This is a genomic window from Psychrobacter sp. G (genome assembly GCF_000418305.1).
Taxonomy (GTDB): Bacteria; Pseudomonadota; Gammaproteobacteria; order Pseudomonadales; family Moraxellaceae; genus Psychrobacter; species Psychrobacter cryohalolentis.
In genome coordinates, this window is record NC_021661.1 from 812,398 (window position 1) to 826,967 (window position 14,570).

Below are 14,570 nucleotides of genomic sequence, written 5' to 3' on the forward strand. Positions count from 1 at the left end.
GTCATCTATATATTAGTCAGTACCAAACTGCTTACGCTTCTTAGCAAAAAAGCGGTCTAAGCGATCCATGGCGTCTTCTAAATCGTGTAAATTGGGTAAAAATACCAAGCGGAAATGGTCGTTTTTGTCCCAGTTAAACCCCGTTCCTTGTACCATCAGTACGTTTTCTTCGAGCAATAAATCCATCATAAACTGCATGTCATCTTTGATAGGGTAAACCTCAGGGTCCATCTTTGGAAAGCAGTAAAACGCGCCTTGTGGCATGGTACAAGAGATGCCCTTAATTGCATTAAGACGGGTTACTGCCAACTCACGCTGCTTATATAAGCGCCCTTTTTGAGACGTCAAATCCTTCATGCTTTGATAACCGCCCATGGCTGTCTGAATCGCATACTGCCCTTGGACGTTAGAACACAAACGCATAGACGCAAGCATATCCAAACCTTCGATAAAGTCAGCCGCATGCTCTTTACGACCTGAAACCATCATCCAACCGGCACGAAAGCCTGCGATACGATGCGATTTTGATAAACCATTATAGGACAGTACCAGTACTTCGTCAGTTAAGGTGCTCATCGGCGTATGCTGCATATCATCATAAAGAATACGATCATAAATCTCATCCGCCATGATGATTAAATCATGCTCCTTTGCAACCTCAACGATTTGCATCAGTACTTCATCACTATATAGCGCGCCTGTTGGATTATTAGGGTTGATAACCACAATGCCTTTGGTTTTGCTGGTGATTTTGGATTTGATATCTTCAATATCGGGATGCCAGTTGTCTTCTTCATTACAGCGATAATGTACCGCTGTACCGCCTGCGAGATTGGCTGCTGCTGTCCATAGCGGATAGTCGGGCATGGGAACCAGTACTTCATCGCCATCGTTCATCAGCGCCTGCATGGTCATCACAATCAGCTCAGAGACGCCATTGCCGAGATAAACATCACGGACATCAACTGCTGATAGTAGTCCCTTTGATTGGTAATATTGCAGCACTGCTTTACGTGCTGAAAAAATCCCTTGTGAATCTGAGTAGCCCGTTGCTTCTGGCAAATTCATCGCCACATCACGTAAAATCTCATGCGGGGCTTCTAATCCAAAAGGAGCAGGGTTACCGATATTAAGCTTTAAGATACGCTTGCCTTCGGCTTCCATTTTATTGGCAGTTTGTAGCAGAGGACCGCGAATATCATAGCAAACGTTTTGTAATTTATCGGATTTTTTTATTGGGTTCATAGCGTGACTACTCAGCAGGTTATTTGGTAAATTTGTATGGGGGGTAGAAGAGGTTATAGCGATTGGTGTGATTTGACTGATGCTAGGAGCTTGCTCGCCTACCTTGACAGCTTTATGATTATCAGACGATATACTGTCAAAATCGACATCTGATTTGCTGTCGCGTTCAAGCTCGCCGCGTAACAAATATCCTTCACTGCAGCCTAAAATACGCGCAAGGGTGGGCAGCTTAGAGGAAACAATCCCATTCGTCCCGCGCTCCCAGTTAGAGATAGCACCGCGGCTAACTTTAGCGCCAGCAGCAGTCATCGCTTGTGCTAGCTGTTCTGCTGTTAAGCCTTTGTCACGGCGCAGCTGTACCAGTCGTTCAGCTTGTGTGCTCTTAATTCTATCGTCAGCCGTCATTGTATAAGCCCTTTTTATATTTTATAAATCTGTTATCACTAAGATAACGAAAGCAGCGCTTTTTGATGATTATCAAACCCGTACTTAAAAGAGAGCTGTTTTTAATAGATTGCTAATGCAAGATATTATTGCATATAAAAATTAAATGCAAGTTTTTTATATATCACGACTCCATCAATGCAAGATATACTTGCATTGATGGAGTCGTGATACTGTTCTTGAACAATTCAACTGAAACAGGGCTATTTAACTTGTTATTTTTTATATCAGCTGGCTGCTCATGTATGACACTGCCAATCAATGCCATTTAAGGCGCTAATTATTCTTATTAGCAGTATCTTGAATAATAAGACGCTCGCCAACAGATAAAGCGTATCGTTTTTATAAAAAATAGCGATAAAGCCTCGATAAACCATTGCTCAAGATAGAGTAGACAATCAGTTATTTCATAAGGATACGTTATGCAAGACAATCAACTGAGTAAAGAAGAAATCAGCCAATTGACCGAAGCTGACTGGAAAGAGCGCTTAAGTGCTGAGGAATATCATGTGCTGCGCGAGAAGGGCACAGAGCGACCATTTACGGGCGTTTATAACGATATAAATGACAAGGGTATTTATCGCTGTAAGGGCTGCGGTGCAAGCTTATTTGAATCAGACAATAAGTTCGATGCAGGATGCGGCTGGCCAAGCTTTGATCAAGGGATCGATAATAGCGCTATTGATGAGCACATCGATGATTCGCTAGGCATGCGCCGTACAGAAGTGACGTGTAGTAATTGCGGCGCGCATTTGGGTCATGTATTCCCTGATGGACCGCGTGAGACCACAGGCTTGCGCTATTGCATCAATTCTTTGTCTATTGATTTAGATAAGTCGGAAGAATAGCTAAAACGGCGAATATGTCATTAATCAGAGCGTATAAAGTAAGGGTAGGGAGTATTAAAGGCTTCCTACTCCTCATTTATCTTGTTACCTTCATTAATAGCTACATGGCTTTTGATTAATGATAGAATTTATTTAAAACTTAGATTAACACATGAAGTGCAATACCAAACGCGAGGTGAAAAAAAGACCTAGATGCGCTAGCATCAAAGTCTTTATCCACCGACCAAAGTGAGATTGCAACCATGAACTATACACATCTAAGCCTAGGGGAACGATACCAGATTTATGCCCTGATAGGGGCAGAACATAGTATTAAATTTATAGCTGATGCATTAGGCAGAAGTCCTAGCACCATATCAAGAGAGATCAGACGCAATAAAAGCCTTCGAGGTTATCGGGTTAATCATGCTCATAACAAGGCTTGTGCAAGACGAGCAAACAACGCCGTCACTATTATTACTGATATCTGGTGTTGGGTTACAGACAAGCTAAAAGACAGCTGGAGTCCCCAGCAGATAGCCGGAGTTCATGGTGGTATCAGCCACATGAGCATCTATCGCTATATCTGGAGTGATAAGAGTCAAGGCGGCACGTTATGGCAGTACCTCAGACGCAAAGCCAAACCTTACCGTAAGCGACTAACCGCTGAGACTCGTGGTCGTATCAATGACAGAGTCTCGATTCATGAACGCCCTTGTATTGTTGAAGAACGCTCACGTATTGGTGACTGGGAAGCGGATACCGTTATCGGTCAGCATCACAAGCAAGCGATTGTAACGCTCGTTGAACGTAAAACAGGGCTACTGAAGATGAAGCGTGTGGGTCATAAAACGGCACAGCAAGTATCAGAGGCAATGATAGGTATCCTAAAGCCTGTGAGGTTACAGGTTAAGACCATTACCTCTGACAATGGTAAAGAGTTTGCAGAACACAAAAAAGTGAAACGAAAGCTCTTTACTTCCTTCTTCTTTGCCGATGCTTATGCGTCATGGCAGCGAGGAACCAACGAGAATACCAACGGCTTAATCAGAGAGTTCTTGCCTAAGGGTTGTGACTTTAGACAAGTCTCTGATAATGAGATACAGGACATTGAGAATAAACTAAACAACAGACCAAGAAAACGCTTAGGGTTTAAGACGCCCAATCAAGTCTTCTATAATATTAATTAGCGTTGCACTTGGTGTGTTAATCTAAGAAATATAAGATGAATAAAAACAATTGCTTATAGTTTTAATGAAGAAAATTAGCAAAAATCTGTATTAAATCTTCAAATAGTGTTTGACAGCCATGTGTAAATCTATATAATACACACCCACAGCAGCAGAGCTTAGTGACAAACTTAGAGCTCAGTTGATGTTGAATAAATTGCCTAGCAATTGTTCGAAGGGTGATTAGCTCAGTTGGTAGAGCGTCTGCCTTACACGCAGAATGTCGGCGGTTCGAATCCGTCATCACCCACCACTATTTAGTATGGCATTACTCTCAAGTAGTAGGCTAAGTGGTTAAATAAACTAAGTACGACCTAAGCAGCGGTAGTTCAGTTGGTTAGAATACCGGCCTGTCACGCCGGGGGTCGCGGGTTCGAGTCCCGTCCGCTGCGCCATATTTAAAACGAATTTAAACTCTCGGGTTTAAGCAAGTTTCGCCTCAAGTATTCGTTTACTTGAGGTTTTTTTGTGTCTGTAATTCTCCTTAAAGCCTTTATCCGTAAGAGTTGGTTATTCTGTCTTTATTAACTCTTAAGAAGCAATCTACTCTTTAATAATATATTCTCTATAAGTCTGCGTGCATGTACTTTACCTTTTGAAAATCGGTGGCCAAGTGCTCGGTGACCAAACGGTGACCATTTTGTGACCAAGGTTGTTGAAAGTTGCTGACGGTAACTGATCCCCAATTTTTTATGCTTATCGATAAGTTCGGGAGCTTAAAGGATTAGCCTCAAACTAATTTTGAGATAAAGACTACAGTGTTGAATAGACGTTTTTTTAGGAGCTAGCAGCTATGCTTGCCCCTATCTGGTTCACGTTTGATATGAACTTATCATTAAATATATTCTGATTTTCTAAAGGTTGCCACGGCAGCACAATGACAAATGGCGCACCGTGTGGTTATACGTTGCTCGTGCTTAGCATGCCGCGTAAATGACTGACTAGATCTTCTATTGAGCGCTAGTCCTAATCCTGTTGGATTACTTTCACTATCATCGCCGGTACAACGTTCAGCTCCCAGTTTTGACAATATCACCTGAGTAAAGCACACCATGCAAGGAAGGTTGTTAAGACTATATTATGTATACCTCTGGCAACCTTTTGCACCAATATCAGAATTGAGTTGCTAATAATATTTAGAGGCTAAATTGATATTTACATTACCGTATTAATAAAATAATCGACGTCTAAGAGATTATAATCTAGCCTACGAATGAGTTGATGACAACGTCAGAAGCTTAATATTAATAGCCCTCAAGTCATTGTTAACACAACTCGGATTTTTGAAGGTGGATAGAATATTATTCTAGGTTTTGCGCATCTTCCTGCTTCTCAATTTTATGCTCATCCTCTGTACGCTCTACTTTCCAGTAGCTAGATATATATAAATGCGTTTTAGCTATGGACCGGTTGAATTTAAAATAGTCACGCAGTACACTCATACTATGGAATTCACAAGCAGCCCAAACAGCAGGTTGCCCTTCAAGCCAAGTAATGGTTTTAACATACTCAAGTAAAGGGCTGCTTGCGGAGTTTGGAGTAGGGTTAATAACCCAGTAAATGTCAATGTTCTTAGGTTTTTTAAGATTTTGTCGATCTGCCTCGCTGCTGATCTCAAGAATGGCATAGCCGCGTGCATCGTCAGGTAATTGTGCAAGATTGACAGTAATCGCAGGTAGTGCAGTCATATCACCTATTAATAAGAACCAATCTGCATCGCGGTTGATGAGCTTTTTTGGTCCTGGTCCGCCGACTAAAATCTGATCACCAACCTGAGTGTTTTTTGCCCACATTGATGCAGGGCCTTCAGCGTCGTGCAAGGCAAAATCGACGTCTATTTCATCCTCACGTTGACCACTGATGGTATAGGTGCGCATTAGTGGTCGAGCCCCATGGCCTTGAGGAAATATGAGTTTAATATAAGTGCTTTCTTGATCTGTTGGAAAGTCAATCAAGCCAGCACCGCCAAGCGTGACGCGGCACATATGTGGCGTGATGTATTTGGTACAAATAACATCCAGTATTCTTGGAGCAGGTTTTGCCATTTTATAAAGTGCCTTATTTTGTAGCGGTAAAGATAGTTGCTAATCAAGTCAGGATTGATACTGTCATCTTTGATTTTAGCAAAAATAAAAGATTAAGGAGCAGGCTGAATGTCTATTTTAAATTCCCATGAGGTCGCAGTCGTCGCTGAGCTATCAGGATATTTGATTTTATCCAAACGCACGCGTGCATAGCTATTGCCTTCAGCAGATCTAATGAGCGCGCCTTGTGCGCTGTCAACTGGTTTGGCATTAAGCTGATGGGTCATGCCATTGTAGGTATACCAGCCAAAGTCTAAGTTCGGGAAACTGCCGGTATAAGCAGGATTGAGATCTGAGCCTTTACTGTCAATAACCCAGCTTCTAGCACTCAGCGGTTTATCATATACAGCGGTGTTGGTAAGGTCGGCTAAAGTAGCCGCGCTACCATCGCTGGTAAATTGACTGGTAATCGGTTTACCTTGCGCATCATAATATCCGGCTGGTGTGGCGGCAAGATAACCCCCAGTTTTACCACTGCCCGAATCCCCACCATTTAAAATCACATCATTACGCTTAAAGCCAATCTGCCAAGTGCTATTTTTATCGCTACTACTTTTTCCTGTAGCTAAATCAAAATAGACCCAATTATTATTGTTTGAGGCATCGATGGTTTTCGTCTGTACCTTATTTGGTAGGGCCGTATCAAACCAGCGCAGAGTAGGGTAGCCAGAGGTGCCTGCATCATTATAGTAGTTTGTGATTTGCATGGCATAAATAGGCTGCTGTACGCTGCTGTCTGTCATGGCGCTGCTATTATCTGTGGTTACAAGATAGACGCGATTGTTCGGGTAGAGCTGATGGTTGCCTTTTAAATTGTATTCAAACCAAGGCTGTGCATCAAATATACCGCCACTACGGTCTTCATTGTAGTGCATGGTAATATCACGTTTGGTATCAGGGTCTTGAGTTGCATTGCTATAACGGCTCAAATCTGACCAGTCGATCAAACCAAAAACGCCGCCCAAACCTGCGCCAGAATCACCGCTATTTGACCAAAGCTTAACCGAACGCGCTTGGTTATCAAACTTAATATCCCATTTATCTTCAGCACACGAGCTTTCAGCTTTGGCGTCAAAGTCATAACAGGTAGCGGCCACAGGCGCTATATTGGTGACTTGCCAAGTGGCCGTTTCGCTAAAGCTGGCAGTGCTAACAGGCGGCGTGTTACCGCCATTACCAATATTGCCGTTACTGTCACTGCTTGTACCATCACTGCTGCCACCGCAACCGGTCATGCTGAGGGCTAACAGGCTGCTACTGAAAAGTAATGCCAATTTGGTCGGCTTGGTGTTAACTAATGGGATAATTGGGGTCATATCAGCTTCCTTGGTGGTTGTCGTTTTATATAAAAGGTGAAAAACAGCACTACAAATACAACTGCTTTAGAATGGTTGTGAATCAAAGGTTTACCAATGGTAGCTGGCGCCAAGTAACCACTCACGATTATCAATGGGACGATAGTCACTGGTATCAGTGACATCACGCTGCACATCAAAGATATTATTAATCGCTGCATATAAGCTCAAGTTTGCAGTTGCGTCATAATTGAGCTTGCTATCGAGTGTCCACCAAGACGGTGAATACGCCTGCTCGCTGGTACTAATCAGCTGTTTGGATTCATAGTTAAGGCGCGGGATCAGCTGTAATTTGTCATTGATTTGATAGTCTAGTGCGAGCATCGCTTTGTGATTGGGTTTATAAGTCAGCTCGGTATCCGTTACATTGTTATGCGTTTTTAAATAAGCATAGCTGGCTTGCAGTTTGGCGCGCTTATCTACTTGCCAATCAATGCCAATATCGCCGCCATAAGTTTTGGCGCTATCGACATTCATGTATTTATAAATGGCGATGTTACCGTCGAAGGTAGCGTTGTCCTCGTCGGTTTGGATCAGATCGTTCACTTCATTATAAAAACCATTGACAGTCAAATTCATGGTGTCGCTCAGTTGACCTTGATAGCCGATCTGGTAACTGGTTGAGTTTTCAGGCTGCAAGTCGGGATTGCCCATGACTTTATAACCCAAATTGCTGTGGTCAAAGACGTAGTAGCGTTCTTTCAGGTTGGGCACGCGATAACCACCGCCAATACTGCTACGAAAGACATGGTCACGACCGCTGGCATCCAAATGATTGTATTTGAGTGATACCTTTGGCGCCGTATGGCCACCAAAGTCCTCATCGTTCTGATAGCGAATACCGCTCAACACCTCCCAGTTATCACCAATCAGCCAATCATCTTGTATATACAGCTCACCGACATCGCGGCTGACGTTATCGCTGATAAGCTCGCTGAATTTATTTTTCGTTTGGCTTAACTTGTCTTGCTGAACCTGACCGCCAACTTGGATAAGATGAATGTGTTTATCGGATAGCATTAACTCAGGTAGGTCGAGCTGCGCTTGCGCCAGTGTGGTACTGATGTCTGTGTCACGGGCGCTGGTGATGGCTTGCTGTGTTTTAGTATTGGATTCGCTTTGATATTCCTCATGCAGCGCTTGAGCGGACAATCGATAAGTCTTGCTGCGATCATCGACATGCGGCGCGATATCAGCGCGTGCCCCGATACTAAAGCGCTGCTTAGTAATATGCTCATCTCTTTGCTGTGCCAAATAGCGCGGCGCGACATAGTAATTAAAACGGCTAATATCGTCTTCTTTATAGTGGCTGGCTTCTAGCCAATATTGAGAATTTTTGACCAGTCGGCTATCGTTGTGGTCATTGTTATTACCTGATGTGTCGTTACCGTCAGGGCGGTAGCTGAGGCGGGCACTGACTTGTGATTGCTCGCTGGCATCTTTTAATCTGGGCCATGCTTCATGGTCTAAGCTTAAGCCATCATTGTCCAGATACGAGCCTGATAGACGCGCGTGAAAGCGCTGGTTTTTATCCAACGCCCCTTCCACGCTGGCTTCTACATAGCGCTTATTGGCATCTAGCTTTTTACCAGATGGATTTTGCTGCCCATTGCTGGCAATCTCGGTGGTGATATGTCCTGTTGCCGCGCCAATGGGTTTGGTGATGATATTAATGACGCCGCCCATCGCCGCGCTACCAAACTGCGCTGACGCCGCTCCCTGCACCACTTCTATTTGCTCAATATCCATATTCATATATTGATTCAAATTTACTGTCGAGCCAGTGCTGGCTGTGATCGGTAAACCATCAATCAACACCAATACTTGATCACCTGTGAAGCCTTGCATGCTGACTTCGTAACCTGTCTTGCCGTGGACTTCACGTAAGTAGACATTGGGCAACAAGGCCAGCGCTTCTTTTAAAGTATGAGCATGGTTGTCATCGAGCTGTTGGCGGCTAAGTACTTGCAGGGCAACTGGCGCATCACTTAAAGCGCGCTCAGAGCGAGTCGCCGTTACCACGATAGGGTCTAAACGTATGCTTGGCATGGATGCATCGCTTGTAATGTCAATATTAGACTCTGCAAGAGGCGGCGCTGCTTGGACTGAAAAAGGAGCCAATGAAGAGACAGCTAGGGCGATACTTATGGCTAATTTACTACGGCACAGCTGTGGTGGATGGGTGTGTAATTTTGTATGAGTCAAAAGGGGTTGAGACGCTAAAATCGACATAAATAAAACAACCATCGTAAAAGTAGAAAGTAAGAAAGTCGCGTTGCTTAAAGATCTTTTGCTGCAAAAAGAGCAATCTAAAGCGACCGTGTCATAGTTTTAATTGTTAAGGATTTTGTTACTTGATTCACTATCGTCAGCAACAAAGCTCAGACATCATATTTCAAAAGATAATAATTATCAATATGCAAATGATAATTATTACTATTTACAAAGTGAAAAAATGTTGCCATAATAATTTTCGTTCAACATCACCTAGCAGGAATAATAAACGGCAGTTACGAAAAAGACGTGATGACTAATACGTTATGAAAAAAGCAGTCTCTTGATCACGTTTTGACAAGCACTGATTTTTCAAACGTCTGTCATATACTTTATCCCTGCTATTCTTAATACATTCATATTTAAGCTGACAACGCCAAGGTGATTGGTTTTTTTTATCATCGACTATTTTATGGAGCGCACTATGAGTCACCCGTTATCGTTAAGCAAAAAAAATACTGAGCTGTGGCAACAATACCAGGCATTAAAAGTAAAAATACCGATGCTTTTTCCCACAGAAGGGGCGACTGCGCTAGGTGTCAGCGAGTTTGAGCTCATGCTTGCATCTCCTTATAGTCAGTATATTGGAGATCAGTGCAAAGCCGTTTTAAAGCAGTTGGAGACGTTTGGTGACATGGAAAGCATCGTCAGAAACGAGCTGGCAGTGCATGAAAAAACGGCGCCGTATCACAATCTTAAGCTTGGCGAAAAGATGGGATTGGCACTCAATGTTGGTGGTCTAGATTTGCGATTCTTTATGTGGCAATGGCAGCATATGTTAGCGGTAACGGATACCAGCCGCGCCGATAAACCGTCTTATAGTATTCAGTTTTATAACGTCCAAGGTGCTGCTATCGACAAAGTGTATCTACGAGAGCTAAGCGATGAGAATATCAGCCGTTGGCAAGCGATGATTAAGGAGCAGCAGCAAACGGTGAGTAATGAGACGCTAGCATTAGGGGCACAGGAGCCGCTAAATGACTGGCGTTACAAGGCATTAAGTGAAGAAGAGCGTGCGCAGCTACAACAAGGCTGGCAGGCGATGACAGATGTGCATCAGTTTCATTCATTATTAAAAAATCTCGGTATCGATCGTGCTAGCAGTTACCGTCAAGCACCAGAACAGATGACGCAGCAGCTTGAGATTAGCGCTGTCGAAGCGGTTTTTGAGCAAGCGCGCGATGCCAAATGCCCAATCATGATATTTGTCGGTAATAGTGGACTCGTACAGATTCAGACAGGAACGGTACAGACACTCAAGCGTATGGGTGATTGGTTTAATATTTTAGACAAAGACCATAATGACTTTACGCTGCATTTAAAAGACAAAGCATTGGCGCAAGTATGGAGCGTTAAGCGTCCAACCAAAGACGGTATCGTGACTTGTATCGAAGGTTTTGATGGTCACGGCGTCAGTATCTTTAGTGTGTTTGGTCAGCGTATTGAAGGCACGCCTGAGCTTGAAGAATGGCAGCAGATCGTTGCCAAAGTTACCGAATCCCATTCGTATGCGGACATGATGCATGAAAAGACAGCAACACAAGTACTAACGACTGACGACATGGCATAAATTTAACGTTGGATATGAATAATTATGACTGGCACTAGAGGCGTCTATCATTTATATAAGCCTTTACGTGACAGTCGTTTTAATCATAAATAATTTGTCAATCGACAACCGTTATAAGAAATCCTTCAAAATTATGACCAAGGAACCGTTATGTTCTCTCAGCTATTAAAACAAAACAAAAAAAACTTAAAATTCGAAAAACTATCAACGATACATATATCTTTTAGAAGAAGTGCCATAAGTATATCTACCATTATTGGAACATTTGCCGTGCCTTCGCTTTCTGCCCAAGCTTATGAACGTATCGTTGCGATGAGCCCAGATGTGGCAGATGTGGTCGTGGCCCTAGGAGCGACCAATAAGTTGGTTGGTAAAGATGCGACCAATAATAATCCAGCGTTAAAGAATGTGCCAGCCGTGGGTATGCATCGTAATATCACCGCCGAGTCAGTGTTGGCCGTCAAGCCAGATTTGGTGCTCGGCAGTTATATGGTACAGCCGGTGAGCATTTATCAGCGCTTAAATGGTCTAAAGGTTAAAGCCGTCAATGTAGCGCCTAAAGAAGAAGTAAATACCTTTGCCCATAGTATTAAAACAATTGGCAGTTACGTGGATAAAAAACCTGAAGGGTCGCAGCTTGCTAAGCGTTGGAATGCAGGGATGATCCCAATGGCAAAAACCGGTAAGCGCTATTTATTAAGTTACGATGGTCGTATCGTTGCAGGTAAGGGCACGGTAGGCGATGAGCTGATTCGCCGTGCTGGTGGAATCAATGCGGCAAACGTATTGGGGTTAAAACCCATGTCACGTGAAGGCTGGCTGGCAGCCAAGCCCGATGTCATCATTATTGCTGATCATAATCAGGCAGTGGTTGGCGGGGTCAGTAAATTTAGCAAACGTCAAGAGATTGCGGCAAGTGCTGCTGGTAAAAATGGTGGCATCCACTTTTGGCCAGCCGATGACTTTTTACGTTATGGCCTGAACTCACCACAAGTCTTAGAAAAGCTGAATGCTGTAGCAAAATAGCTCAAGCAATATATAGCATAACCTCTTTTATATTCAATAAAATGATATCTCACATGGCAAATACGATTTCCGCTTCTATCCCTATACAAACTGGAAGACACAAACATAGCATCTATTATGTTGCCGCCACTTTCGCATCTGTGCTGCTAATTTGGTTGGCGCTTGGTATTGGCTTTGGCGAATGGTCAAGTCCCAATTATCTTGATGATACCATCTGGCAGCTGCGTTATCCGCGCGTGGTGACGGCATTACTGGTTGGTATGGCGTTGTCAGTTAGTGGTGCAGCATTACAGGCTTTATTTGAGAATCCTTTAGCTGACCCAAGTTTAATCGGTACATCAGGTGGCGCGGCGCTTGGTGTTGTTTTGGTTCTGGCATTGGGGTTTGGGGGCATTGGGATACCGCTTGCTGCGTTTACTGGAAGCGTGCTGGCCTGTTTATTTATTCTCGCTTGTCATCGGTTTTTAGGTGGCGGGCAGATGGGCTTGCTGATATTAGGATTTGTCATCAGTGCTTTTTGTGCTGCGGTGGTCAGCCTGATTTTATTCATGTCTGATGACATGGTGCTGCGCTCGGCGACCATTTGGCTGTCAGGCAGTATGGCAGAAGCGGGCTTTGTGCCGCTGCGTTATTCGATTGTCTCTATGTTATTGGGGTTGGCAATTTTATTGCCATTAGGTCGGCAGTTGGACGGGTTGATGTTAGGTGAGGCAGCCGCTAAATCCTTAGGTATCAAGGTGGGTGTGGTTCGTTGTTTGGTGGTGATTGCTTCGGCATTATTGACAGGGGCAGCGGTGTCTTTAGCAGGCGTCATTGGTTTTATTGGCATGATGGTGCCAAACCTGCTGGCCATTCTGTTTGGTGGCGGACGTATGCGCCTCATGATTTGGTCTGGCTGGCTTGGGGCGATATTATTACTCGTCATTGATGGCACGGCGCGGCATGTCGCTTATCCAGTGGATGTACCCGTTGGCATTGTTTTAGCGTTGCTTGGCGGTCCATTCTTTATTTGGCTGTTTGTGCGTAGTAGCCGCCGTTAATCAAAGAGAGTGTTTATGTTTCATTCATTTTTTACGGATATATCAAAGACATCGCTAGTAAATCGAGAAAGCAATATAGATAGTAGTAATATCAAGAGTAGTAATGCAGGGGAGCTGTTGTCGATGCAAGATATTCATATCTCGCACGGTCATAAAACATTGTTAAGAATAGACAAGCTAACAGTGCCAAGCCAAAAGCTGGTCGCCTTTATCGGACCAAACGGCGCAGGTAAAAGCACGTTGCTGCACACGGTTTTGGGTCAACACACAGGAACTGCGCTTAAAACAGATGGCCACATTACGATTTACGGTCAGCCGGTCAACGAGGTCATGAATCATGGACATATCGCTTGGGTTGGACAACATGAGCGTTTTGAGCTGCCGTTAACGGTACTGGATTATGCGCTATTGGGCGTTTCACCTAATCTTGCATGGTATCAGCGCCCAAATAGCCATCATGTTGAGCGCGCACAAAATTTACTACAGGATTTTGAATTATTAAGTTTGGTCAGTGCTCGCGTGCAAACCTTATCAGGCGGTGAAAAACAGCGTTTGGCTATCGTACGGGCGCTGATGCAAGATACCGATATTATGATGTTTGATGAGCCGACCAATCATCTTGATATTCGTCATCAGCGTTTCTTACTTAATTACTTGCATAATCTGGTGCAACAGCAACGCAAAAGTATCTTGGTTGTCCTCCATGACTTAACCCATGCACATCGCTATACTGATGAAGTGGTATTATTAAATGGGGGAGAAGTTGTTGCGCAAGGAACGCCCAGTGAAGTGATGACACGCCCGCAATTAAGCGATGTTTATGATGTTGATATAAAGGTGCATCAAACTGAAAATGGCTTGGTGTTTGTATAAAATTTCCAGTAGAATTATTCGTTTATTTTTTATAAGAATTTAAGAGACTTTTCTACATAACTAGGACATATCATTAAACCCTAACAATATCATCTAAAATTAGCTTAAGTTATAGTTTGCACAATATAGTCTGCAAACACTTTAATGATTAAATGGCATTAATATTTTACTCATAGTTACTGATAAATTATAATGTTTATAGCACTCTGATAGCAGGCGAGTCGACACTTAGTGTTTCAGTATCTAACACGTTAATATTGTATTATTCCTATTGGTTCAGCTAGATATCTGGAACTTTTAATAAATATAATCGGGTCAAGAACTACCTAAAGAAAGCATTGGTCTAACTGTTTAAGTAGGATTCTTTATGCTGATTCCAAAGCCTGATTACAAGCCTCAGCCAAATAAGGATCAAACCCCGACTTTCACAAAGCCACCTGGCAAATCTCATTATTAGTAATTTGTATTGGAAGCATTGTGAGTACTGACTTAGAGGTTTTATCAGTATAGTGTGTTCATATTTTGGCTGATAATCTATATCTATAAATGATATCTGTAGACCCGTAATATTGTAGGTAATGGTATCTAGTAATACTTAACTCA

General features: G+C 43.2%; 10 protein-coding genes and 2 tRNA genes. 8 read left to right on the plus strand and 4 right to left on the minus strand.

Annotated features, from left to right (window positions below):
* Positions 1-12: 12 nt before the first annotated feature.
* A complete protein-coding gene (locus PSYCG_RS03505; RefSeq protein WP_020442958.1) occupies positions 13-1,650 on the minus strand; it encodes an aminotransferase class I/II-fold pyridoxal phosphate-dependent enzyme in 1,638 nt (545 codons plus the stop codon).
* A 461-nt stretch (positions 1,651-2,111) separates the two neighbouring features.
* On the opposite strand from PSYCG_RS03505, the gene msrB reads away from it, so the two are divergent.
* From msrB to PSYCG_RS03525, 4 genes are all read left to right on the plus strand, one after another.
* Complete coding sequence (msrB, locus tag PSYCG_RS03510; RefSeq protein ID WP_020442960.1) at positions 2,112-2,537, plus strand: peptide-methionine (R)-S-oxide reductase MsrB; 426 nt, start codon at positions 2,112-2,114, stop codon at positions 2,535-2,537.
* A gap of 242 nt (positions 2,538-2,779) precedes the next feature.
* Complete coding sequence (locus PSYCG_RS03515) at positions 2,780-3,706, plus strand: IS30 family transposase (RefSeq protein WP_020442961.1); 927 nt, start codon at positions 2,780-2,782, stop codon at positions 3,704-3,706.
* Positions 3,707-3,922: 216 nt separating this feature from the next.
* Positions 3,923-3,998: transfer RNA gene (locus PSYCG_RS03520), tRNA-Val, on the plus strand.
* Positions 3,999-4,063: 65 nt separating this feature from the next.
* Positions 4,064-4,140: transfer RNA gene (locus PSYCG_RS03525), tRNA-Asp, on the plus strand.
* A gap of 906 nt (positions 4,141-5,046) precedes the next feature.
* Here PSYCG_RS03525 and PSYCG_RS03530 read toward each other — a convergent pair.
* The 3 genes from PSYCG_RS03530 to PSYCG_RS03540 all read right to left on the minus strand — a co-directional run bounded on the left by PSYCG_RS03530 (position 5,047) and on the right by PSYCG_RS03540 (position 9,416).
* Entirely contained in the window at positions 5,047-5,790 is a 744-nt protein-coding gene (locus tag PSYCG_RS03530; RefSeq protein WP_020442962.1) for a siderophore-interacting protein, read from the minus strand.
* 92 nt (positions 5,791-5,882) lie between these two features.
* Complete coding sequence (locus PSYCG_RS03535) at positions 5,883-7,145, minus strand: HmuY family protein (protein ID WP_020442963.1); 1,263 nt, start codon at positions 7,143-7,145, stop codon at positions 5,883-5,885.
* A 90-nt stretch (positions 7,146-7,235) separates the two neighbouring features.
* Positions 7,236-9,416: a TonB-dependent receptor plug domain-containing protein gene (locus PSYCG_RS03540; RefSeq protein ID WP_020442964.1), complete on the minus strand. Its 2,181-nt coding sequence runs from the start codon at positions 9,414-9,416 to the stop codon at positions 7,236-7,238.
* Positions 9,417-9,882: 466 nt separating this feature from the next.
* Here PSYCG_RS03540 and PSYCG_RS03545 point away from each other — a divergent pair, with 466 nt between their 5' ends.
* The 4 genes from PSYCG_RS03545 to PSYCG_RS03560 all read left to right on the plus strand — a co-directional run bounded on the left by PSYCG_RS03545 (position 9,883) and on the right by PSYCG_RS03560 (position 13,967).
* Positions 9,883-11,028, plus strand: coding sequence for a ChuX/HutX family heme-like substrate-binding protein (locus PSYCG_RS03545; RefSeq protein WP_020442965.1), 1,146 nt, complete (start codon positions 9,883-9,885; stop codon positions 11,026-11,028).
* Positions 11,029-11,298: 270 nt separating this feature from the next.
* The gene (locus tag PSYCG_RS03550; protein WP_227500755.1) at positions 11,299-12,054 is read left to right on the plus strand and encodes a heme/hemin ABC transporter substrate-binding protein; all 756 of its coding nucleotides are present in this window, start codon (positions 11,299-11,301) and stop codon (positions 12,052-12,054) included.
* 53 nt (positions 12,055-12,107) lie between these two features.
* A complete protein-coding gene (locus PSYCG_RS03555) occupies positions 12,108-13,094 on the plus strand; it encodes a FecCD family ABC transporter permease (RefSeq protein ID WP_020442967.1) in 987 nt (328 codons plus the stop codon).
* 15 nt (positions 13,095-13,109) lie between these two features.
* Entirely contained in the window at positions 13,110-13,967 is an 858-nt protein-coding gene (locus PSYCG_RS03560) for an ABC transporter ATP-binding protein (protein WP_020442968.1), read from the plus strand.
* The last annotated feature ends 603 nt before the right edge of the window (positions 13,968-14,570 follow it).